Source organism: Spirosoma humi, assembly GCF_054776575.1.
The window spans coordinates 494,788-517,129 of sequence record NZ_BAAHBR010000015.1 but is presented as its reverse complement, the minus strand read 5'-3'; the positions used below and the strand labels follow the sequence as shown (position 1 = coordinate 517,129).

General features: G+C 51.6%; 15 protein-coding genes. 13 read left to right on the top strand and 2 right to left on the bottom strand.

The window, feature by feature from the left end; translation table 11 throughout:
* Positions 1–60: 60 nt before the first annotated feature.
* On the top strand, positions 61–2,355 hold the full coding sequence (locus tag ACYU8Y_RS18455; protein WP_460939534.1) for a T9SS type A sorting domain-containing protein: 2,295 nt from the start codon (positions 61–63) through the stop codon (positions 2,353–2,355).
* 83 nt (positions 2,356–2,438) lie between these two features.
* On the opposite strand, the gene ACYU8Y_RS18450 is transcribed toward ACYU8Y_RS18455, so the two are convergent.
* Positions 2,439–4,898: a prolyl oligopeptidase family serine peptidase gene (locus ACYU8Y_RS18450; RefSeq protein WP_460939533.1), complete on the bottom strand. Its 2,460-nt coding sequence runs from the start codon at positions 4,896–4,898 to the stop codon at positions 2,439–2,441.
* 72 nt (positions 4,899–4,970) lie between these two features.
* Here ACYU8Y_RS18450 and ACYU8Y_RS18445 point away from each other — a divergent pair, with 72 nt between their 5' ends.
* From ACYU8Y_RS18445 to mtgA, 8 genes are all read left to right on the top strand, one after another.
* The gene (locus ACYU8Y_RS18445) at positions 4,971–5,306 is read left to right on the top strand and encodes a nucleotidyltransferase domain-containing protein (protein ID WP_460939532.1); all 336 of its coding nucleotides are present in this window, start codon (positions 4,971–4,973) and stop codon (positions 5,304–5,306) included.
* Positions 5,303–5,692: a HEPN domain-containing protein gene (locus ACYU8Y_RS18440; protein ID WP_460939531.1), complete on the top strand. Its 390-nt coding sequence runs from the start codon at positions 5,303–5,305 to the stop codon at positions 5,690–5,692. Before ACYU8Y_RS18445 ends, ACYU8Y_RS18440 begins: the two co-directional genes overlap by 4 nt.
* A gap of 55 nt (positions 5,693–5,747) precedes the next feature.
* On the top strand, positions 5,748–6,035 hold the full coding sequence (locus tag ACYU8Y_RS18435) for a YciI family protein (protein ID WP_460939530.1): 288 nt from the start codon (positions 5,748–5,750) through the stop codon (positions 6,033–6,035).
* A gap of 61 nt (positions 6,036–6,096) precedes the next feature.
* Positions 6,097–6,258, top strand: a complete 162-nt coding sequence (locus tag ACYU8Y_RS18430; protein WP_460939529.1) for a hypothetical protein — start codon at positions 6,097–6,099, stop codon at positions 6,256–6,258.
* Positions 6,259–6,291: 33 nt separating this feature from the next.
* Positions 6,292–6,981 carry a hexitol phosphatase HxpB gene (hxpB, locus tag ACYU8Y_RS18425; RefSeq protein WP_460939528.1) on the top strand — a complete coding sequence of 230 codons (690 nt, stop codon included), beginning with the start codon at positions 6,292–6,294 and terminating at the stop codon, positions 6,979–6,981.
* Between the two features lie 34 nt (positions 6,982–7,015).
* Positions 7,016–7,840 carry a PhzF family phenazine biosynthesis protein gene (locus ACYU8Y_RS18420; RefSeq protein WP_460939527.1) on the top strand — a complete coding sequence of 275 codons (825 nt, stop codon included), beginning with the start codon at positions 7,016–7,018 and terminating at the stop codon, positions 7,838–7,840.
* Positions 7,841–8,235: 395 nt separating this feature from the next.
* Positions 8,236–9,360, top strand: coding sequence for a radical SAM family heme chaperone HemW (gene hemW / locus ACYU8Y_RS18415; protein ID WP_460939526.1), 1,125 nt, complete (start codon positions 8,236–8,238; stop codon positions 9,358–9,360).
* Between the two features lie 93 nt (positions 9,361–9,453).
* Positions 9,454–10,323, top strand: a complete 870-nt coding sequence (mtgA, locus tag ACYU8Y_RS18410; RefSeq protein ID WP_460939525.1) for a monofunctional biosynthetic peptidoglycan transglycosylase — start codon at positions 9,454–9,456, stop codon at positions 10,321–10,323.
* A gap of 33 nt (positions 10,324–10,356) precedes the next feature.
* Here the strand turns inward: mtgA and ACYU8Y_RS18405 are convergent, their stop codons facing one another.
* Positions 10,357–11,247 (bottom strand): hypothetical protein, encoded by an 891-nt coding sequence (locus ACYU8Y_RS18405; protein WP_460939524.1) that lies wholly within the window; start codon positions 11,245–11,247, stop codon positions 10,357–10,359.
* 421 nt (positions 11,248–11,668) lie between these two features.
* Here ACYU8Y_RS18405 and ACYU8Y_RS18400 point away from each other — a divergent pair, with 421 nt between their 5' ends.
* The 4 genes from ACYU8Y_RS18400 to ACYU8Y_RS18385 all read left to right on the top strand — a co-directional run bounded on the left by ACYU8Y_RS18400 (position 11,669) and on the right by ACYU8Y_RS18385 (position 21,614).
* Positions 11,669–13,342 carry a carboxylesterase/lipase family protein gene (locus ACYU8Y_RS18400; RefSeq protein ID WP_460939523.1) on the top strand — a complete coding sequence of 558 codons (1,674 nt, stop codon included), beginning with the start codon at positions 11,669–11,671 and terminating at the stop codon, positions 13,340–13,342.
* Positions 13,343–13,550: 208 nt separating this feature from the next.
* Positions 13,551–14,810 carry an SGNH/GDSL hydrolase family protein gene (locus tag ACYU8Y_RS18395; RefSeq protein WP_460939522.1) on the top strand — a complete coding sequence of 420 codons (1,260 nt, stop codon included), beginning with the start codon at positions 13,551–13,553 and terminating at the stop codon, positions 14,808–14,810.
* Positions 14,811–14,820: 10 nt separating this feature from the next.
* The gene (locus ACYU8Y_RS18390) at positions 14,821–18,300 is read left to right on the top strand and encodes a PVC-type heme-binding CxxCH protein (RefSeq protein ID WP_460939521.1); all 3,480 of its coding nucleotides are present in this window, start codon (positions 14,821–14,823) and stop codon (positions 18,298–18,300) included.
* Between the two features lie 155 nt (positions 18,301–18,455).
* Positions 18,456–21,614 (top strand): TonB-dependent receptor, encoded by a 3,159-nt coding sequence (locus ACYU8Y_RS18385; RefSeq protein WP_460939520.1) that lies wholly within the window; start codon positions 18,456–18,458, stop codon positions 21,612–21,614.
* The last annotated feature ends 728 nt before the right edge of the window (positions 21,615–22,342 follow it).

The window sequence follows — 22,342 nt, the reverse complement described above, 5'->3', positions numbered from 1 at the left end:
GTTGCCCGCCCGTGATTAGGGCCTGTAAACTACATTTGTGCCTGCGCAAACAGCTTCGTTATGAATAAACCTGTACAAGTATTTTCCTGGTTTTTTAAGCAAATAAGTCGGATACGTATGCTCGGTCTGGTTGCGCTGCTCCCGTTAACCACAGCCGTTTGGGCAACGGACGATGTAGAAAACCAGGCACCCGCCGTAGTGACTGTGTCCGTGAGTTCGGCAACCGTTTGTGCCGGGGCCAAAACCGATCTGACAGCCTCTGGCTGTAGCGGGTCTGTCCGCTGGTCCACGACACAGACGGGAGCGACCATTACGGTAACACCCCTCAAAACAACAACGTACACTGCCTTTTGCGACGTACCCAGTACCACCCCTGGCAGTGGAACGGCCACCGGCGTAACAACAACGACTGCTACGGGTACGGTGCAGGTTTATACACCCATCGTGCTTACACCCACTTCATTGTCTACACTGTGCAATGGTGGGAAAGATGGTCAGGTCGCCATCAATGCCTCTGGTGGAACGGGCGCGCTTCAGTACCAGTTTAATGGCCAACCTTTTCAGACGACCAATACGACGTTTGGGAATCTAACCGCAGGCACCTATGCCGTGGCTGTTAAAGACGCTATTGGGTGCACTGCACAGGCCACGGTTGAAGTTAAACAGCCACCAGCGCTGAGTGTTAGTGTTTCGCCAGTACCGCCCAAGTGCCTTGGCGGGTCGGATGGCGCCTTGTTGGCAACGGCCTTCGGCGGGGTGGGCGACTATCGGTATTTGCTCAACCTGGGTACTCCTCAAGTCAGTGGGACATTTATAAACCTGAAAGCGAATACAACTTATTCCTTAGGCGTGACGGACAAAAACAATTGTATATTTTTTCAGGATGTACAAATTGGCTCACCGGTACCCTTTGATATTAAATTCGACATGAAGCCCGCCCGTTGTACAGGTTCGGCGGATGGCATTGTTACGGTATCGGCGACGGGTGGGGCTGGCACCTACCAGTATCAGTTAGGAACCGGACCTTTGCAGACAGGGACGCAATTTACGGGTCTGGCAGCGAACACGTACGAAATTACGGTCATTGATGGAAATGGCTGTCAGGGAAAGAAATCGGTGGTGGTAGCGCAACCAACTCCACTGACACTGACTGCCGTTGCCGGAGCCGTCAATTGCTTCGGACCGAACAGCGGTTCGATTAAAGTGACGCCAGCTGGCGGAACCGGCGCTGTCCAGTATCAATTGTCTACGGGCAAAACGCCCCAGACCAGTAACGTTTTTACCGGGCTTGCTATCGGCGATTACACGGTTGTGGGTACCGATGCCAATGGGTGCACAAGTCTTGCTTCGGTGACTGTAGGAAAAGCAGAACCGTTGAAGGCGCAGGCTGTTTCCATCGCTGCTACCTGTTGTGTGTGTCCTACGGGAGCCGTAAAATTCACCACGACAGGAGGCATTGGTACCGTCAGGCAATACCAGATCATCGGGCAACCTTACCAAACGAATAGTCAGATCAACGGCCTTCGACCAAACACGTACCGATTGCGGGTCGCCGATGAAGTTGGCTGCACCGATTCAATCGTAGCGGTGGTGACAGATGGTGCCGCCATTACGCTATCGACGGGTACGATTAAAAATGTAACCTGTGCGGGTGGACAGGATGGCCAGGCGACAGTGCAGGTGGCAGGCGGGATCAAACCCTTTAAATTTTACTGGACTACGGAACGCCGGGATACGCTGAAAACCTTTACCGCCACCCAAACCAGTTTGACCGAGGGAACCTATACGGTGAGTGTTGTCGATAGCAACCAGTGCTCAGCAAATACACTGTTTGTGCCCCTGAGAGCGCAGAATCCAGAACCCGCTAAGCCATTCGTGACACAAACGGGAAGTGGGACGCTGTCGACCGACCCGATGGCTGGAATCCAATGGTACGTTCGTGTGGGTAGTGACCCCGGCAAGCCCATTCCGAATGCAACCGGGCCAACCCTGGTACCGGTTCAGAGCGGTCAGTATTACGTGATCGTCACCACCAATGGTTGTTCCTCTCCGCCATCAGACGTTATCAATGTCGTGTTGACGGCCGTAGACGAACCCGCTTCTTTGCTGGCCGTTCGGGTTGTTCCAAACCCAATCGTTGATCGGTTGCGGATAGAAGTTGAGCAGGATGAACGATCCATAATAGTAGTCCAATTACTGGATGCGTCGGGCCGGACAGTTATGTCCCAACAAATACCTGCCTTTACCGGCAAAAAGCAAGCGGAATGGCCGCTGACAGGCGTTGCTACCGGACGCTATCTGCTCAAATTAAATGCCAACGCTCGCCAATCGGTGATTCGTGTATTGGTGGAGTAAGGATTGTACGGTTTACGGCGGTCCGTCGTCATCCGTCGCCCATGAGACCGCAGATAGCGACGGATCGCCATAAATCAATTACCTCACAACCGCTCGTCGAACAGTTTTAAAATTCGTTTGTACTCGTCCATCCAGCTTGTGGGTTCCACAAAGCCGTGGTCTTCCATTGGATACGCAGCGACTTCCCAATTATCTTTTTTGAGTTCGATCAAACGCTGCATGAGCCGGACGGTGTCCTGAAAATGAACATTCACATCGACCATGCCGTGGCAAATGAGGAGGTAATTTTTCAATCCCTCGGCAAAGTTGATGGGGGAAGAGCGACGGTAAGAAAGCGAGTCGTTCTGGGGTTCATTCAGGATATTGGCCGTGTAGGGATGATTATAGGCTGCCCAGTCGGTAACGGGGCGTAGAGCCGCGCCGGCTTTGAACACGTCGGGCGTCGTAAACATGGCCATCAGTGTAATAAAGCCGCCATACGAGCCGCCGTAAATTCCGATCCGTTTGGCATCGACACCCTGCGTTGCTACCAGCCATTTGGCCGCATCGACATGATCCTCCAGATCTTTGCCGCCCATGTGCCGATAAATGCCCGTCCGCCAGTCGCGGCCATAACCGGCGCTGGCCCGGTAGTCAATGTCGAGAACCGTATATCCCTTATCCGTCAACAAGTTATGAAACATGTATTCCCGTGAATACTGGCTCCACCATTTGTGCGCATTCTGTAAATACCCGGCTCCGTGGACAAACACAACGGCTTTGCCGGTAGGTGCTTTCGCCTTGTACAGGCGGGCATAAATCGGCTGCCCATCGCGAGCCGGAATCGTGACGAGGGATGGTTCCTGCCAGGGGTACGCTTTAAACGCATCGGTTAGCGAGTTGGTCAGCTTGACGGGTGCCGACACACGGGCGGTCTGTGAAGTCGCTGCTTGAGACGTACGCTTAGTAGCCGATCCCGACTGCTGACGGACATCCATCAGATACAGTTCCCAGGGTTGATTAGTAGACGAATACCGGATGGCCATCAGGGTTTCGTCGGGCGATAGTGTTACATCGTTTGCCCCCGTCATAGTCGTCAGTCGTGTTCGTTCCGGCCGACCACCGCTTACGGGCATTCGGTAGTAATGCTGCTCGCCCGGATGAACTTCGTTGGTTTGCAGGAAGAAATGGGTTTTGTCTTTTGATAATTGTACCTGCTGCACCTCAAACTTACCGGATGTCAGTTGCCGACGCTCACCGGTCAGCACATTGACCGTATAGATATGGGAGTAGCCGTCTGCTTCCGATTGAAACCAGAGCGTCTGGTTATCGGCCAGAAAATTCATGTTGCCCGGTGAGTTAAGCGAACCAATACCCGGTCCACCAATCCAGGTATCCTCATGCTGTCGGTCGAGGAGGGAAAGCGTCAGCGTTTCCGGTACGAAACGCATAATCCAGCGATCTTTGTTATCCAGCGACCGAACCACGACCACAGCTAGTTTACCGTCGTCTGACCACACGGGTCCGTTAATAACGACCGGACGCATCTTTCTGGCGGTATCGGCCTTTGTCTTTCCAACCGCCTGTAGATAAGCCGGTTTGTCCATAATACCCGGAATAGCCTTGATGGATACCGCCCGAACGGTATCTTTGGTTATGTCATAGACGAAAAATTCCTGACTGGCAGCGGGAGCGCCAACCTTGGTCCGCCCCGGAATATCTTCCGTATAGCCCGATTCGGTCACGTAATTGGGAACCTGCGTGTTTTTTACTCCGGTTGCGGGCTTCGTCAGGCGATACGTGACGAAACGGCCATCCGGACTGAGTTGGGGATTAATGACCGTTTTGTCATCGAGGTAAATTTCCTTGGCCCGTTTAGGTCGGTCGGCCTTGCTGATCCGATCGGCTTCTTCTTTTTTCTCCTTCCGCTCATGTAGCACCGTCGACAGGCGGAGTTGATCCTGCTTCAGAAATTTCTCTTCGTCGGTTAGTTTGGGTTCGGCTTTTTTGGCTCCCGTACGAAAGTCGGTAAGCTGCGTTAGCTCGCCGGTTTTCAGGTCGATGCTAAATAAATTGGACCCACTGCGCCGAAACACAACCTTCCGCTCATCACCAGAGAACGTGGGATCTAATTCGTTCTCGACTGTATTGGTCAATTGACGAACCGACCCTGACTTGACATCGAGCAGAAATAAGTCGCCCTGGCGGTCGAATAATCGCTGCGTGTAGGCGCGGTTGTACGTCGATACGGGTGGCGCTGGCAGAGAACGGCGTTCGCCGGGGCTAACTTTTACCGGTTCCGAGGCTGTCAGCGTTTTTTTGCGGGAATCCCGAAGAATGGTCACTTTGTAAAGTGAATCGCCTTTCGCCTGGCTGGGGTTCCAGTTAAAATAGAGCGTCTTGGAATCGTCGGACCAGAAAGGATTTGTGGGTGAGGTGCCGACCCAGATTTTGGGGTCCTGCATGATGGTTTCGACGGTGAGGGTAGGGGTGTTTTTGGGCGAAGACTGTGCCCACAGCGATGTCGCAGGCAACAGAAGTAACCCGTAGAGGAAGCGATTCATTGATGAATGACGTGAGAGATTGGTCAAAAGCCGGAAATTAGGAAGAAAACGGCGAAAGACTTACTTTTCGATATGAAAACGCACATCAATCCGGCTATTGAACCTATCGTTCGAGAGTTTAAAAAGGCCGTGCAGGAGCTTTACGGAGATCGATTGGTCGATGTAGTGCTCTATGGCTCTTACGCACGGGGCGATTACGACGATGAATCAGATATTGATCTCATGGTCGTTTTGACGGATGAAAGTGTCAATACGTACGCTGAGCTGTTTCGATTGAGTGATTTTACAATGGATTTTATTCTTCGGTACGGTAAGGCTATCTCTGTTTTACCAATACCTGCCAAAAGGTATTATAAATCGTTTGGCCCAGTCTATCAAAATGCCCGCCTTGAAGGACTTCGTATATGAATGAACAAATCAGTCGGTTTTTGGAACATGCCGCAGATGCCTTATACGATGCTAATTTTTTACATCAGAATGGACGCATAATGGCATTAGCAAATAGAGCTTATTATTCTATTTTCTACTGTGCTTCTGCTTTATTATTGACAGAAGGAATTACGACAAAAAAGCATGAAGGTGCACGGGTGAAGTTTCACGAATTATTTGTGAAAACGGGTCGGTTTTCCAGAGAAGCTGGTCAAATTCTGGAGCGCAATTTTGCCGCCCGCCAATCCGCAGACTATGATATGGAAGCCGAATTAGGTGAAGAAGAAGCGATTCAGTTACTAAGTGGAGCCAGAACATTCTATACCCTCACTACGGCTTATTTTGATCAAAATCCAGTCCGGTAGCATTGGCTGGCCATCGAAAGGTGGTATCTTGCTTACGGAAACAATCGTTTATTGGATGAAGTACATTGTACACGCTTACGATTATACGGATCTTAGTGCCCTGGACCGGCGTATGGCCGTTCGGCCGGCTCACCTGGCGTATGTCCGTCAACTAAAAGAGAAGGGACAGTTTGTGCTTGGGGGAGCGCTCCTTAATCCCGAACAAACCATGATCGGGTCCATGCTTATCCTTGACCTCGACACGGAAGCCGATCTTCAGAACTATCTGAAAACTGATCCGTATATTACGGAGGGTGTCTGGGAAAAAGTAGACGTGAAACCGTTTCGTCAGGCCGATGTATAACGGACGGTCCGATAAGATGCTACCAGCGATGCGCCCCCAGCGATCACGATTTACCTACGTAATGGGTATCTTCCTCTTCCTCATTTTAGGATCACTCTTGGCCTGTGGGCAGGAGAAAAAACCAAAAACAGCCACGGTTCCTGTCGATACAACCATTGTAGACGATGATACGCTTGAGGTTAATGACGTGCCTAAACCTGAACAAACGGAGCACGCCCGTTGATTAACTACGTATAAAACTAATACCTTACGAATTTTGATAGACGCAGCAATATTTGATATGGATGGGCTGCTGGTGGACTCTGAGCCCCACTGGCGTGCTATGGAGCGGATTGTGTTTGCTACCGTTGGCTTACAGCTAACCGACGATGAATGTAAGCAAACCACCGGAATGCCCATTCTGGAAGTGGTTCGGTACTGGTTTGCCAGGGCTCCCTGGTCGGCAGAAGATGCATCGGGCCAAAGCCTCGAAGATCTGGCCGACGCCATCACCCACGGTGTCCATGACCGCATTGCCAGGCTGGCCGAACCCATGCCGGGTGCCATCGAAACGTTACAGTTTTTTGTTAGTCGGGGTATTCCAACCGCCATTGCTTCGGCCTCGCCCATGAGCCTGATTGAAGTCGTAGTTGATCGACTGGGCATTCGGGATGCGCTGACGCTCTGGCATTCGGCCACGCTGGAAGCTCGCAACAAACCGGCCCCCGATGTGTATCTGGGCACGGCCCGCAAACTGCATGTATCACCCGCAAACTGCGTAACGTTTGAAGATTCGGGTAGTGGTCTGATGTCGGCTTATTCGGCTGGCATGCGTACCGTAGCCGTACCAGCAGCCTTCGAGTATGGTGACCCCAAATTCGATATTGCTGACCTGATTATACCATCGCTGACCGCGTTTACGGACGATGCCTTGAGTCTGTTGCAGACCAAAGATCAATATTCCTAATTTCCTAAACCGTGCCTTGCGCACCCTAGACCGTATGAGAATTTATCAACTGGATGCCTTTACCGACAAGCTGTTTGCTGGCAATCCGGCGGCTGTTGTGCCGCTGGCCGCGTGGCTACCCGATGAGCAGATGCAGCGGATAGCCGCCGAAAATAACCTGGCGGAAACGGCTTTTTATGTAAAGACCGACGAGGAAAATACGTACCATATTCGCTGGTTCACGCCCACGGTGGAAGTCGACCTATGCGGCCATGCAACCCTGGCAACGGGTTATGTCGTATTTTTTCTGGAAAACGATTTACCCACCAACGATCAGATATTTTTTAACTCCCGCAGCGGGTTGTTAAAAGTGTGCCGTGGCGAAAATGGCTGGCTTACACTCGACTTCCCGGCCGATCCGGTACACAAAGCGAACGTACAACCACCCGCCCTGATCGCCAGTATGGGCGAAAAACCAGTTGGCATTTTTAAAGGGAAAACCGATTACATGCTGGTCTACGAAACACAGGCCCAGATCGAAGCCCTGCAACCGGATTTTCGGGAAATGAGCAGCGTGCCGGCCCGGGGAGTGATTGTCACCGCACCGGGGCAAGAGAACCAGGGCGAAACGGTCGATTTTGTGTCGCGGTTTTTCGGTCCCCAGTCGGGTATCGATGAAGATCCTGTGACGGGTTCTGCCCATACGACGCTGGTTCCCTATTGGGCTGAAAGACTCGGCAAAACGGAACTGACGGCCCGTCAGCTCTCCAAACGGGGCGGCTACCTGCATTGCAAATTGAACTACGATGGCGAAAATCCCGCCCGAGTTGATATATCGGGGCAAGTACAACTATACCTGACGGGTGAAATTCATTTGTAATCTATAGCTCTACTCGTGTTGATGCTTCGCCCGGAACTGGGATGGCCTCCGGGTGAGGCATCAATAGCTGATCAATTTGCTAATTTTAATTTGTAATAAATCTAAACAAGATTACCTTTGCTGTCGTAAACGACTTACGTGAATGACTGCCGAGTTCACCTTTTCTGAAAACGCTGGTGCTTCGAGTGATGCCAAACCACTCCTACAGATTAACCCGTTCCTGAGTCAGGAATGTGTGCTGAAAAAATGTTGCAAGAAATATAAGAAAGGGAAACGCTGCAAAAAGTGTCCTGATTGATAGCGGGAATCGCTTTATACTTGGCTGGACTCCGGTCGGGTTCATTCTTTTCTCTCCTTTGTGAACCCATTCCCCGCCTTTGTTGTCATCAGGATAGATGCATCTCTATCTTCATATCCCGTTCTGCAAGCAAGCCTGCCACTACTGCGATTTCCATTTTAGCACCAGTCTGGGACAAAAATCAGCACTGGTTGATGCGCTCTGCGCCGAGATCGCACGACAAAAAAACTACCTGTCCAACCGAACGCTCGAAACCATCTATTTTGGCGGAGGAACGCCCTCGTTGCTTACGGAGAGCGAATTGCAACAGATCTTTACCGTCATACACACGCACTTCACGGTATCTCCCACCGCCGAAATAACACTCGAGGGCAACCCCGACGATCTGAATGGGGAGAAGCTCACGATGCTGCGAGCCTACGTTAATCGCTTAAGCATTGGCATACAGACGTTCGATGAAGCCACCCTCCGCTGGATGAACCGTGCCCACACGGCAACTGAGGCCGAGACCTGTGTTCGGCTGGCTCGGGAAGCGGGTTTTGAAAACATAAGCGTCGATCTGATTTACGGAATTCCAGATAGAGATCCGGCACGTTGGCAGCTCGATTTGCAAAAGGTCCTTGCGCTCGATGTGCCCCATCTTTCGGCCTATGCGCTGACCATTGAACCTGATACCGCTTTTGGTCGCTGGCAGAAAAAGGGCAAACTGCCTCCCGCCGATGAAGACAGTGCCGCCGAGCAATTTGAGGAGTTAACCAAGGCGCTGACTGAAGCAAATTACGATCATTACGAAATCTCCAATTTTGCCAAACCCGATCAGTACGCCCGGCACAACAGCGCCTACTGGCAACGTCGTTCTTACCTGGGTATTGGTCCAAGTGCGCACTCCTATAACGGTCATTCCCGGCAATATAATGTAGCGAATAATAGCCGCTACATAGCTGCTATCAGGCAGGGGGAACTCCCGGCTACGGTCGAAACGCTGACGATTGCCGACCAGGTAAACGAGTATTTATTAACCGGTCTCCGCACCCGATGGGGTTGTTCGCTACACGAACTTAATGCGTTGTTAGCGAGTGACTTTGCTGAAAAACAGGCCCGCGACCTTGCGGCTATGTATGCAACCGGCTGGCTTTCACGCACGGATGATCACTTATTGCTGACCCCAGCGGGCAAGCTTTTTGCCGATCGGGTGGCCGCTACCTTGTTTGTTGAGGAGTAGACGTGACGCTTTTTCATAATTTACCCGTTAATTCGTGAAAAGCTCGGGTTTACAGCCGCCAGCATACTATTTTCGCGGTAAGACCCATCATCTATGAACCCGCAACGTCCGGTAAACACTTTTCGCACGTCTCCTGCGCCAACACCCAGGCCGAAGGCGGCCAATTCGTCTGCCCAACGGACGCAGCCAGCCGGTCGGAAAGCCGCTCTGGAGAAGAGAGCGTCGTCAGGTAAGTGGCAGCAGGCACGTCGATTCATCCGCGAACGGCCACTGTTGGAGCGTGCTTACTGGTTGGCAATTAAAGCCTTCCTTTGGCTGTTTTTTGGTTCATTCGGCTATGTGATTGTCTTGAAATACGTGCCCGTCTGGGTAACACCGCTGATCGTTTCGCGCTGGATAGATACCTTCGGCACCGACGAAAGCAGTCAGGTGTACAAGAAATGGCGCCCCTACGATAAAATCAGTAAAGAGGCCGCACTGGCCGTTGTATCATCGGAGGATCAGGCTTTTCCCACCCATTGGGGGTTTGACTTCGACGAGATTCAGGATGCCATCAAGGAAAACCAGACCCGTAAACGACCGCGGGGGGCCAGCACAATTTCACAGCAGGTAGCCAAAAATGTATTTCTCTGGAATGGGCGCAGCTACCTCCGCAAAGGACTGGAAGTGTATTTTACGGCCCTGATCGAGTTGATCTGGGGTAAAAAACGTATTCTGGAAGTGTACCTGAACGTGGCCGAAACGGGACCGATGACGTTTGGCGTCGAAGCGGCTTCGCAACGTTATTATGGCCACTCGTCGGCCACTCTCTCCCGCGATGAAGCCGCCCGGATTGCGGCCGTTCTGCCCAATCCACGCTTGTTCTCCATCAAAAAGCCATCGGCCTATATTCAGCGCCGAACGCGTCAAATTGCCCGACAGATGCGCTACCTGGGTGGCCAGAAATACATCCGGAATCTGTAAGAAATTTAGCCGCGACAGTCTATAATTACCTGCTTAATAGGATTCATAATCAAACCGTAAGACGTCAATTAGGGCGCCATTGGTTGTCGTAGTGCGACTGTCTGGCAGATTAGCTGCGTTGTAGGTGTAGCTATATACCGTAGTTGTTCCATTGGCGTTGACGGCAGACAGGACATTATTCTGACTCAAATTAAGCGTGTTATCAATGCCGCCGTACAGCACAGAGAAGGGGCCAAAGGCTCCCGAGCCGGCGAATGGAAGAAACACCCCCGACGCAGGAATGATGAACACGCCATAAAACGGATTTGGTTTATCATCGAATGTATACGTGGTGCTGGTTACCCGGCTGTAAACGGGAGGAGCTGTTGGAGACCCACCCGAAGCGTATACGGTAAAGGTCTCGTAGGAAGATGTCAGGTTATGGCCAGTAAAGGTAAATGAACCTCCGCCGGTGGACCGAAGCCCTCCTACACTAATTCCTTTATTATAGCTCGATACCTGATTGGCGGAGTTGTATTGGAGTGATACGCTGAACGTGGACGGCATGTTGGCCAATTCCGATAATTGACCCGCTGCGTTGTACGAAAGGGTGTAAGTCTCCGAGTTTGACCCGCGCCGAACTTCCGCGTGCTGCACCTTAATCAGTCGGTTTTGGCCGTCGTACTCATATATTGTGTTTTCGACCGGTGCCACCGTGCTATCCGGCGACCGATACGCCAGAATGGAACGTAGCTTCCCCTGTCCATCATACGAAAATGTGTTAACCGTATTCATACTAGCCCTGCTGGTAACTTGTTGAGTTATGGTCTTCACGCGTAACCGATAGGCGCCGGGTGTTGCGATAAACAAGTGATCTTTGCAGCCCAGCAACTCAGCCACCATCAACAGACTGATCAATGCTACGTATAAACGGGTAGTAGTCATATAAGGTATGAGTAAACGCACAGGCTGATAACTCACTGTAAAGCATTGACAGTCAGAGAATGTTTGTATATGTAAAACGTTTGAGAAGCAGCGGCATGAAAACGAAAGTATTTGTAAATTTATATTTTTTATAAAAAAATATAGAGTTGCCGGGCGAGTTTAGGTAACGGTCGTATTAAGCCGAATGCCTGTTGTTGGGAGCCCAAAACACAAGCCGGTTACCTTACACGTCCCCGAAAACCAACTGCGTGAAATGTCACGCTGACTCGCCCCTAAGGAGAAGGGTACGCAGTTTCTTATCCAGGCAGACATAGTAAAAATGCCCCATAATGTTCCTTTTACAGAAAGATGAAAAAGGCACGCTTCACACGCATGATTCTACAGTATCTGCTTTTCCTGAACCAATAACAAGAATGCGACAATGAAACCATCAAGACGGAATTTTTTACAGTCGCTGGGACTTGGAGTCGCCAGTGTAGGGGTATCGCAGCAAGCCACGGCGGCTACACCCCTCAAGCCCAAGATGCCGAAGCCATCGGGCGACGAGCAGGTTTTGTTTGTTGGTGACAGCATTGCCATCGCCAATACGGAACACGGTAAAGTCAGAGGCTTTATTCTCCGGGGTATCTACCAGTTTTTAGGTATACCCTACGGAGCCGATACGTCAGGAAAGAACCGATTTATGCCCCCGCAGAAGCCCACACCCTGGACGGATATTCGGCCCGCTCTCTGGTGGGGGAATTCGGCGCCCCAGATCATGGAAAAACGGTACGCCAATCCCTACGCGTCGTTCGTTGACCATTGGAACTACGACGATGTGTCGGAAGACTGTCTGAAACTGAACGTGTGGACGCCTGCTCTGGATAACCAAAAACGGCCCCAGGAACGCCTGCCGGTCGTCGTCTGGCTACACGGGGGGGGCTTCGTGAACGGCAATGCGATTGAACAGGATGGGTATCATGGCGAAAACCTCGCTCGTCTGGGCAATGTCGTTTTCTGTTCGCTCAATCACCGGCTCGGTTCGCTGGGCTATACGCAACTGAGTGCGGCTGGTGGCGGCAACGAATCCGGCAATGTGGGTAATCTGGATATGGTGGCGGCCCTCGAATGGGTAAAACATAACATTGCCAACTTCGGCGGGGACCCTACTAAGGTAACCATCATTGGCCAGTCGGGGGGAGGAGCCAAGGTGACTACCCTGATGAACATGCCATCTGCCAAGGGACTATTTCACCGCGCCGTTGCGCTGAGCGGTAGCTCGCTGGCGGGCACCAATAAAGAGTATGCCGAAAAATTAGGGCTCAAGGTGATGGAGGAGGCTGGCTTAAAACCCGGCGAAATAGCCAAACTGCAACAGATTCCATGGCGTGAATACATTGACATTGCCAACCGAGCGGTCGAGAAAATGGCCGATGAAGCCAAACGGCTTGGTATTCAGCGGGGAGGATTTGCTCCCGTTGCAGATGGCGTGGCCTTGAATGCCGGCGCTTTCTTCAAAGACTCTAACCACTTCTCGGCGGATATTCCCCTGATGATCTGCTCAACGTTTCATGAGCAAAATCCCGACAGGACAGATGCCAGCCTGGAGCGCATTTCGCTGGCCGAAGTAAAAGAAAAAGTTAAACCCCGCTTTGGTGACAAGGCCGGTGAAATTGTGGATGCATACGCGAAGAATTTCCCGAAAGCGCGTCCGATCGAGATTTGGGCCCTGGTTGTTTCCAACCGAAAAAATGCCGTTGCTGCGGCCGACGCGAAAGCTTCGCAACAAAAAGCGCCCGTTTACCTGGCCTGGTTTGGCTGGCAGCCGCCGTTGTTCGACGGGCGAATGCGGGCTTTCCACTGCGATGATATCTGTTTCTGGTTTTATAATACCGATTTGATGCTTACCCATACGGGTGGAGGCAAAAGGCCCCGGGCTTTATCGGAAAAGATGGCGAACTCGTTTATTAATTTTGTGAAAACCGGAAATCCGAACGGGGGCGGGTTGCCCACCTGGAAACCCTACACCAGCCAAAATGGAGAAACCATGATTCTGGATGATATCCCGAGTCTGGCCAATGATCCAGACCGCGATGCCCGAAAAACATTGGTTTAACGAATGAATTAGCCTGGGAGTGGTTACGCGTATTTAAGTTGTTTAGGATTTTAAATTTTGTCAATAAACTAGTTAAGAATGGGTGTGTTTTTGTCATCCCGACGTAGGAGGGATCTTACCGTCGCCTGCGTCCGAAGATCCCTCCTACGTCAGGATGACAAAAACACGTTGTTTAAGTAAATCCTGAACAGCTTCAGTGTAAAACCAAATGAGAAAGCGTACTGTATCGGCCCTTTTCCGGACTAGTCTACCTGTATTCTTTTATTTTTTTTGCGGATCGGTCTTTGCGCAGACTACGCCTACATCGGTTGACGAGTCGGCCCAGACACCGTTCGAGCTCCGGAACGGTGATCGGGTTGTCTTTCTGGGGAATTCATTGTTCGAAGATGATTTTCAGTATGGCTATCTGGAGTTGGCCCTGACAACCCGCTGGCCCGATCGTAATGTTACCTACCGCAACCTTGGCTGGAGTGGAGACAATGTATTCGGCATTGCCCGAAGCACCATTACTAACCCGCCAACTGGCTACGACTTGTTGATGGAGCACATCACAAAAGCCCGGCCGACGGTTGTTTTTATTGGCTATGGCGGCATTGAAGCCCAGGACGGGGAAGCGGGTCTGGCTACGTTCAGGGATGGATTAACGAAACTTATCGACAAAATTGATCAGCTTGGGGCAAGAACAGTGCTGCTATCGCCTATCCCAGTCCTGTCCGCCGACTCTACCCAAAACCTGTCGAAGCGCAATGCCATGCTGCAACGCTACGCAGCCACGATTGCAAAAACGGCTGACGAGCGGGGCAAACGGTTCGTCGATCTGTTCAGGCCGATTCAGGAAGTGAGTAAAACCACCGCGCTGACGGAAGATGGGGTTCACCTGAATGAAGTCGGCTATTATTACCTGGCGACTATTCTCGAAAACGGACTGGGCCTGGCCCCGCGAGCAAAGCCGGTGATGATCACGGTGGCCAAAACGGGTGCGGAGGCAGTAGCTCCGATTAAACTACTGGAAACCAATGCGAAAACAGATCCCCTGACCTTCACCCTTGATGAACCGTACCTACCCCTTCCGCTGCCGGTAAATGCAACCGGCGTAGACGCTGGGGGGCGGCAGGTTCTTAAAATAGCGGGCTTGAAAAAAGGAATCTATATGCTTTCGGCCGATAACGAGGAGATACTAACGGCTCCGGCCAATCAATGGGAAACGGGCGTCGACATCAGGCAGGGGCCCGCCTTCGAGCAGGTTCGTGAACTGCGGCACATGATCTTGAAAAAGAATGAGCTGTTTTTCTTTCAATACCGGCCGCTGAATACGACCTATATCCTCGGTATGCGCGCCTATGAGCAGGGGCGGCATGCCAAAGGGCTGGACGAGCAAAGTCTGATCATTAACTGGTTGGAAGGGCAAATTGCCACGAGTCGCGCTCCCAAGCCACGAGTAATCTATAAACTTACCCTTCTGAAGTAGAATGAACGTCATGAAAACGAGCTGGCCCGTGAAGTTCTTCCGCCGACTCATCCTTATTCCGGCTGCACTACTGCTCATCGCTTCGGCCAATCAGGGCGATCAGAAAGACAATCCCGATCCGGATGTGAAGCGGGAACTGGAGTCGTTTAAGGTTGCCGATGGTTTTGAGGTGACCCTGTTCGCGGCTGAACCGCTGGTAGCCAAGCCGATCCAGATGAACTGGGATGCCGACGGTCGCTTGTGGGTGGTGAGCAGCACGGCTTATCCCCATTTAAAAACGGGCGAGCAGGCGAATGACAAGATTTTCGTACTGGAAGATACGGACAGTGATGGCAGGGCCGATAAATCAACCATTTTTGCTGAAGGCCTGATTACCCCTACTGGAATTCTGCCCGGCGACGGGGGCGTTTATGTGGCCAATTCAACCGAAATCCTGCACTTTGCGGATACCGATGGCGACGGGAAAGCGGATAAAAAACGACGGATTCTAAACGGATTTGGCACGGCCGATACCCATCACCTGATTCACACGTTCCGCTGGGGACCGGAGGGCCTTCTGTATTTCAACCAGTCCATTTACATCTATAGCCACGTTGAAACGCCATCGGGCATCAAACGCCTAGAAGGGGGCGGAGTCTGGCAGCTGAACCCCAAAGACCGCGAACTGGATATTTACGCCAAAGGGCTGGTCAATCCGTGGGGCTTGCAGTTTGATCGCTGGGGGCAAACGTTTCTGACGGATGGGGCCGGTTTCGAAGGAATCAACTATGCGTTTCCGGGAGCCACTTTTCTTACATCGCCCGGTGCCGCCCGAATCCTGCGGGGGCTAAACCCAGGGCAACCCAAACATAGCGGCCTGGAGGTGATATCCGGTCGTCATTTACCCGAGTCCTGGCAAGGGAGTGTTATCACCAACGACTTCCGGGCCAACCGCATCAACCGGTTCAGGCTGGAAGAGCAGGGCAGTGGGTATGCCTCCAAGCAGGTCGAGGATTTATTATGGACAGATCATGTCGCTTTTCGGCCGGTCGACATCTCCGTTGGTCCGGATGGCGCTATCTACGTGGCCGATTGGTATAACCCGATCATCCAGCATGGCGAAGTGGATTTTCATGACCCACGACGGGATCATGAGCATGGCCGTATCTGGCGGATAGTTGCCAAAAACCGACCGCTGGTCAAGAAGCCGCTGTTAAGCAAAGCAAGCGTCAGCGCGTTGCTGGATGACCTGAAGTTGCCCGAAGACTGGACCCGTGCGCAGGCCAAACAGGTGCTGAAAGCCCACGGGGCTACGGAGGTCGTTCCGGCCCTCCAGAAATGGGTTCAGGGGCTTGATAAAACAGATACTGAGTACGAGCATAACCTGCTGGAAGCACTTTGGGTATACCAAACGCTTGAGGTGGTGAATGAGCCACTTCTTTTACAGCTTTTAAATGCCCAAAATCATAGGGCGCGGGCTGCTGCGTTGCGGGCGCTTGAACAATGGTACCCTACGTTACACAATGTGCCCGCTCTGCTGGCCAAAGCGGTAGCGGACAAACACCCCCAGGTTCGACTGGAAGCGGTCATTGCCCTTCGGAAAGTGCATACTGCCGAAGCCGCCCGCACGGCGTTGACAGTACTGGAAAGTCCGATGGATGAGTTTCTGGATTTTGCCTTGTGGCAAACCGTTCGTGAACTGGAACCCCTCTGGATGGCCCAGTTAAAGACCAGCCCCGACTACTTTGGCAATGCCCGAAAAACCACATTTGCGCTCAAGTCGGTGAGTAATTCTGTAGCGATTGCGCGCCTGGCTCAACTGTATCAGCAGGGTCAGATTCCGGAAGAATACCAGAAAGACGTACTCGGTTCGATAGCTAAATTCGGCAGCCCTGCCGATCTGGCTGTTCTTTTTGATCAGGCCGTGCAGGGGAAAGTCCAGACGAAATTCGTGGCTGCTCAACTGAGTGCGCTGGAGGAAGCCGCCCGACGGGGGGGGACGCCGACCGGGAATCTGACCAGGATTACTGGTTTTGTTGACAATGAGGACGAGACGATTTCGACAAGCGCTATCCGACTGATTGGGTTGTGGCATCTGAACGAGCAGAGTGGGACGCTGGGCAACCTGGCCAGGAAGGGAGATAAAAACACGCGCAAAGCGGCCCTTGGCGCCTTGGCTACGCTGCGTAATGACCAGGCTCATACGGCTATCGTCGCCATGACCAGCGGAAATAATCCCGCCGAGTTGAGGCTGGCTGCGGCTGCTCAACTGGTTTCAATGAATGCGCCCGAAGCCGCCCGGATTGGGGCCGACCTTTTACGGACGTTACCGGCACAAACCGATGCTACCGAGCTTGTTCAGGCATTTATTACCAACAAAACGGCCGCACGGCCGCTCGCCGACGAGTTGGCGGCCCGAAAAATTCCCGAGAGCCGGGCAAAGCAGGTGCGGCAGTTTTTGCAGCGTAACCTGCCCGCCAATCGACGTAACGCTGACGATGTGAAATTGCTCACGCAGGCCCTGGAAGCATCTGGCGGGGTTCTATTGCCTGAAAAAATGCCGCAGGAGCTAACGGACCAGGAAATTGCCAACCTGGCTAAAACTGTCAAAGAAACTGCAGATCCTGTTAAAGGTGAGTTAGTCTTTCGACAAAGCAATTTGAGTTGCCTGACCTGCCATGCCATAGGTGGAGCCGGTGGTCGTATTGGGCCGGACCTGAGTAGCCTGGGTACGAGTTCGCCATCCGAAACCATTATCCGGTCCATTCTGTACCCAAATCAATCCATAAAAGAAGGATTCGAGTTACAGCGGGTAGCCAAAAAAGATGGGAGCGAGCTGATGGGGTATCTGGTGAGTAATGGCACGTCTGAAGTGGTGGTGCGCGATGTGAGTGGCCTGGAGGTTTCCATTCCCAAAAGCCAGATCAATTCCATTGAAAAAGTACCCGGCTCGCTGATGCCTCCGGGCCTGACGGCTGGTTTGGATAAAGAAGCCTTCGTCAATCTCGTTGGCTTCCTGTCCAAAATGGGTGAATCGGGAAAATTTCGCGTGCCCACCGCGCGGTTCGTGCGTCGCTGGAGCACCGTTACGGCGACTAAGGAACTGGCCCGGAAAGTCGCAGCGGAAGGGCCCGGCTACATGACAAAGGAAAACGCGAAAGTGTCCTGGCAACCCGCTTACAGCAAGGTTTCCGGCGATCTTCCGGTCGATGAGCTGCCGATTGTTGAGGTTGCTTCCGGTAAGCGGCTTAGTTTTGTCCGGTTCGATATTGACGTAGTTAGCAAAGGAAACGTGAAACTGATCATGAACCCAACAGCCGGGTTAAGCGCCTGGTCCGGGCAGAAGCCGCTCCAGTTGACCGAACACGGAGTGACGGAGGCTTTTTCACCGGGCGTTCATACCCTAACGATAGCCATCGACAGGCGTATGGACAAGAATAACGCCCTGAGCATCCAGCTCGTCGACGCAGAAAACGCACCGGCCCAAACAAGACTGGTCCTCGGGCGATGACGAAACGCAATGGTTTTTTTGTATCGTCTGCAAGCTCAGCTTATTATTTATTTGAGACCTGATACCCCTGTTTTGTTTAAGGTATGGTAACAGCTGCGTCATAGCTAGGCAATGTTGGCTAAGGATATTTGCGGGATTTTTTAACCCCCCAAATAATGGCCAACTTTACAAAGCTTTTTGTTTTATTTCTTCTTTTTTTCGTCCACGTTTCGAATGCCCAAACCAATCTGGCGGGTATTTCCGGACGAGTAACGGCCCAGGATGGGAAACCGCTGGAGATGGCTACAATTCAGGTCAAAAATGAATCGACCGGTTTTAAGGCTAATACTGTTTCCAACGAAAAAGGCGAATTTCGTCTGAAAGAATTACCGCTCGGCTCCCCTTATTCGATCACAGTTCAATTTGTCGGCATGGCGACTCAGTCCCAAACCGGCTTTGCGCTCAACCAGGGCGATCTGTTGCAGGTAGCGTTTAAACTGGCCGAAGCAAGCCAGGAACTGCAAACGGTCGTGATCTCGGCCACTTCATTACGCAACAAGATCGAAAACATCGGAACCGCAACGGCCATCACGTCGAAGGACATCAACCGCCTGCCCGTGAACGGCCGTAATTTTACGACTCTGGCCGACCTTTCGCCCTTGAGTACGGGAACCAGCCTGGGCGGCCAACTGGGATCGGCCACCAATTTCACCATCGACGGTATGGCGGCAAGGGGCACTATCTCCGGTGGACAACCCAGTGGAGCCTATTCGATTACGATGGAAGCTGTGCGCGAGTTTCAGGTGGTGACCAACCAATACGACGTTACCTACGGAAATGCAGGTGGCGGCACGATCAGCACCGTCACCAAATCAGGAACCAACAAGCTGAGTGGCAGTGCCTTTACGTTCCTGAGAACAAACTGGCTATCGAGTCCTTACGGACTGAATGAGCAAAAGAGAGACCTGCCCTTCAATACAGCTCAGTATGGGTTTTCGTTGGGTGGTCCCATCATCAAGGACAAACTACACTTCTTTGTTGCCTGGGATCGTCAGGCCAGTACACAACCGCTGTTGATCGCTCCCATTCAATCGACGGCCGATGTCCTGCGCTACAACGTTACGCAGGCAACCGAAGACAAATTTCTGAGTATTGCCCGCAGTAAATACGGCGTTGGCAACTCCCCGCAGTTCGGTCAGTTCACCCGCTTCAAAAATACACAGGCCCTCTTTGCCCGGATCGATTGGCAGATCAACGCCAAAAACCTGTTGACCATCCGCGACAATTATATCTATGATCTGGATAACCAGTCGGACGGCGACAACACGGCGATCAACATGTACGAGGTGTACAGCACCCGTAAAAGTGCCAATAACAGCTTAATGGCCTCACTGCGGACAACGATCAACCCGAAAGTGACCAATGAACTAAAACTACAGCATTTCTGGGAGTATAATAAACTATATGCCAACCCGCAATTGCCCGAAGCCAACATCCCAAGGGCAACCGTGGCGAATGTCCCTTCCGTTAGTCCGCTGGACTCAACCAAGACGTTGTATACGAGTATTCAGTTAGGCGGTCAGCGCTACGGGGGTGATTACTTCAATAATAACCTGATTCAGTTGGTCGACAACCTGTATGTAAATACCAATAAATTCAACTTCACATTCGGGGCTGGTCTGACGTTCACCAATCAAAATTCCATTTACGGAAGTGAAACGAATGGCCGTTTTTGGTATACCGGCTTAACCGCCTTCGAGAATCTGGCTCCTTATCGGTTCACACGGGACGTTTATCTGAGCAGCAACCCGAATATCAAATTCAATATTCTGGTGCCGAACTTGTACGCTCAGGCACAAACGACGGTTGGTCCGGGTATAAACCTTACCGCCGGCATCCGGGTCGACTATACCGATTACCTGCGCACCGCCAATTTTAACCAGACGGTATACAACACCCTCGGATTGCGAACTGATAACAAACTGGCTACCCTACAGGTGCAGCCTCGTGCGCAGGCAACCTGGGATATTCGTCAGGATGGGAAAGACATCATTCGGGTAGGGGGGGGTATTCTTGGTTCGGCCCTGAACCCATATTCCATGATCAACAACATGTTGTTTGATGGCAGTCACATTGCCAGCATCGACGTAACCGGAAATTTAGTGCCCACGCCAAATTTCCCCGCCTACCGCAATAATCCGGCTTCTGCCCCCGGTGTTGATCTGGTCAACAACGCCAGCGTGCCCAAACTCTATACCATCAACATGAATGGTAAGGACGCCAAAGTGCCTACCGTTTATAAAATCAATGCGTCGTATAGCCACTTCTTCACACCTAATTTCAGAATGAGTATTGCGGGCTACATGTCTTTTGCCCGGAATAACTACACGTACATCGATAAAAACATGGTCGATCAGCCGTATTTTACGCTGTCACGGGAAGGGAACCGGCCCGTTTACGTGCCTGCATCGACCATAAACGTTTCCAATGGCTCACAGGACTGGACACTGGGCCGTAAGACAAACGAGGTTGGTCGCGTGCTGGAACTGGAAAGTCTGGGTAAAGTCAATCAGGCCGCCGTTGTCGTCGATGGTAACTACCGGTATTTCAAGGATGGAGAGATTGCGTTTTCGTACACCTGGAACCAGACGAAGGATAATACTTCCTACAACGGAAACGTAGCCAATACTGCCACTCTGGTTCAGTATACTGCTGGCGATCAGCGCATATTGAACCAAATGAATTATTCGGATAACCACTTTCGGACTAAGATCGTCGTGTACGGTAATACGCCCAGCTTCTACGGCTTCAATTTAGGTTTCCGCTTTTCGGGCTTGAGCGGTACGCGCTATTCGATGATTGTGAACGGCAACATCAACGGCGATTTTGTGGAAACAAACGATCTGGCTTTTGTGTATGATCCCAACAGCGCCGAAACGCCCCAATACCTGAGAGATGGCATCAATGCTATCCTGAACAACCCGAATGTGGAAAAAAGTGCGAAAGACTATATCCGGAATAGCTTCGGGAAGGTGGCCGAGAGAAATGGGGGTGTCAACCCTTTTTACGGAACGGTCGATCTGCGGTTGACCTACAAAATCAAGACGCTCAAGAAACAGTACCTCGAACTGTCTGGCGATTTATTCAACACCGCCAACCTTATCAATAAGTCGTGGGGAGTTAACCATGCATTAGGCGCCACATCGTTGCTGTCCAGATCAGGTTTCGATACCACCACGAACAACTACAAGTACGTTGTCAATACCAACGCGGGCGTGTCTGGCCTGAGTGGCAGTCCCTACCAATTCCAGATTGGTGCCCGGTATGGATTCTAATTGAAGAGCCCGGTTCCGTCAGGAGGAGGGATAGTACTGAAAGGAGGTTTCCCGTAGCGGGCAGCCTCCTTTTTTGGTTTTGCAGGTGTGCGGTCAGATCCTTCTGGCAGCACCAAACGGTGAGTAGGTAGCCAATAAGCGAACGGTCTCCTTCCTGGGTATTCATAAACTAATCTTAAAACTCGCCAGGGCAAAGGGGAGAGTTTTTTGTGAGTCCAATTCTAGGAACCTGCGCCTGGTCGATGTAGGGCAAACGATAACGAGGATGTGTATAGAAAGCCACCCAGTTCCAGAACTGGGCTCCATCTCGTCTAAACGTTCTGTATAATAAGGTATCGGCCGTGTTCGGGTAACAATGTTTAAATCGCTTAAACCGAGCTTCGACTTTGGAAAAAGAGGTATGGCCTTTCCAGGACCAGTTTTCATTTATGTGAAATTCACCGTGCACCGTAGTGTACCCGTAGTAAGAAATATTGTCGTATGGAATCCAGGATAGAAAAACTCGTCGGAATGTTAAGCTATAACTACACAAAACCAAGTAAAGGACAAGGGCTACCGGAGGCCAAATCCATTGTCTGTTTCTCATAGTACGACCTTAATTACACACGTCAGACTGACAAACTTGCTCATAGTTGACCTGGCAACCAGCGGGTTTGTACTGTAAGAATAACATCAAAAAATCATAAATTATACGTTAATTTTGTAAGGTATGTTTATGCATTCATTTT

Excerpts from the sequence above, each read along its gene's own strand:
- ACYU8Y_RS18390 (WP_460939521.1), top strand. The coding sequence starts at position 14,821 with ATGAAAACGAGCTGGCCCGTGAAGTTCTTCCGCCGACTCATCCTTATT.
- hemW (WP_460939526.1), top strand. The coding sequence starts at position 8,236 with ATGCATCTCTATCTTCATATCCCGTTCTGCAAGCAAGCCTGCCACTAC.
- ACYU8Y_RS18420 (WP_460939527.1), top strand. The coding sequence starts at position 7,016 with ATGAGAATTTATCAACTGGATGCCTTTACCGACAAGCTGTTTGCTGGC.
- ACYU8Y_RS18430 (WP_460939529.1), top strand. The coding sequence starts at position 6,097 with ATGGGTATCTTCCTCTTCCTCATTTTAGGATCACTCTTGGCCTGTGGG.
- ACYU8Y_RS18440 (WP_460939531.1), top strand. The coding sequence starts at position 5,303 with ATGAATGAACAAATCAGTCGGTTTTTGGAACATGCCGCAGATGCCTTA.
- ACYU8Y_RS18400 (WP_460939523.1), top strand. The coding sequence starts at position 11,669 with ATGAAACCATCAAGACGGAATTTTTTACAGTCGCTGGGACTTGGAGTC.
- ACYU8Y_RS18435 (WP_460939530.1), top strand. The coding sequence starts at position 5,748 with ATGAAGTACATTGTACACGCTTACGATTATACGGATCTTAGTGCCCTG.
- ACYU8Y_RS18405 (WP_460939524.1), bottom strand. The coding sequence starts at position 11,247 with ATGACTACTACCCGTTTATACGTAGCATTGATCAGTCTGTTGATGGTG.
- ACYU8Y_RS18385 (WP_460939520.1), top strand. The coding sequence starts at position 18,456 with ATGGCCAACTTTACAAAGCTTTTTGTTTTATTTCTTCTTTTTTTCGTC.
- mtgA (WP_460939525.1), top strand. The coding sequence starts at position 9,454 with ATGAACCCGCAACGTCCGGTAAACACTTTTCGCACGTCTCCTGCGCCA.
- ACYU8Y_RS18450 (WP_460939533.1), bottom strand. The coding sequence starts at position 4,898 with ATGAATCGCTTCCTCTACGGGTTACTTCTGTTGCCTGCGACATCGCTG.
- ACYU8Y_RS18445 (WP_460939532.1), top strand. The coding sequence starts at position 4,971 with ATGAAAACGCACATCAATCCGGCTATTGAACCTATCGTTCGAGAGTTT.
- ACYU8Y_RS18455 (WP_460939534.1), top strand. The coding sequence starts at position 61 with ATGAATAAACCTGTACAAGTATTTTCCTGGTTTTTTAAGCAAATAAGT.
- ACYU8Y_RS18395 (WP_460939522.1), top strand. The coding sequence starts at position 13,551 with ATGAGAAAGCGTACTGTATCGGCCCTTTTCCGGACTAGTCTACCTGTA.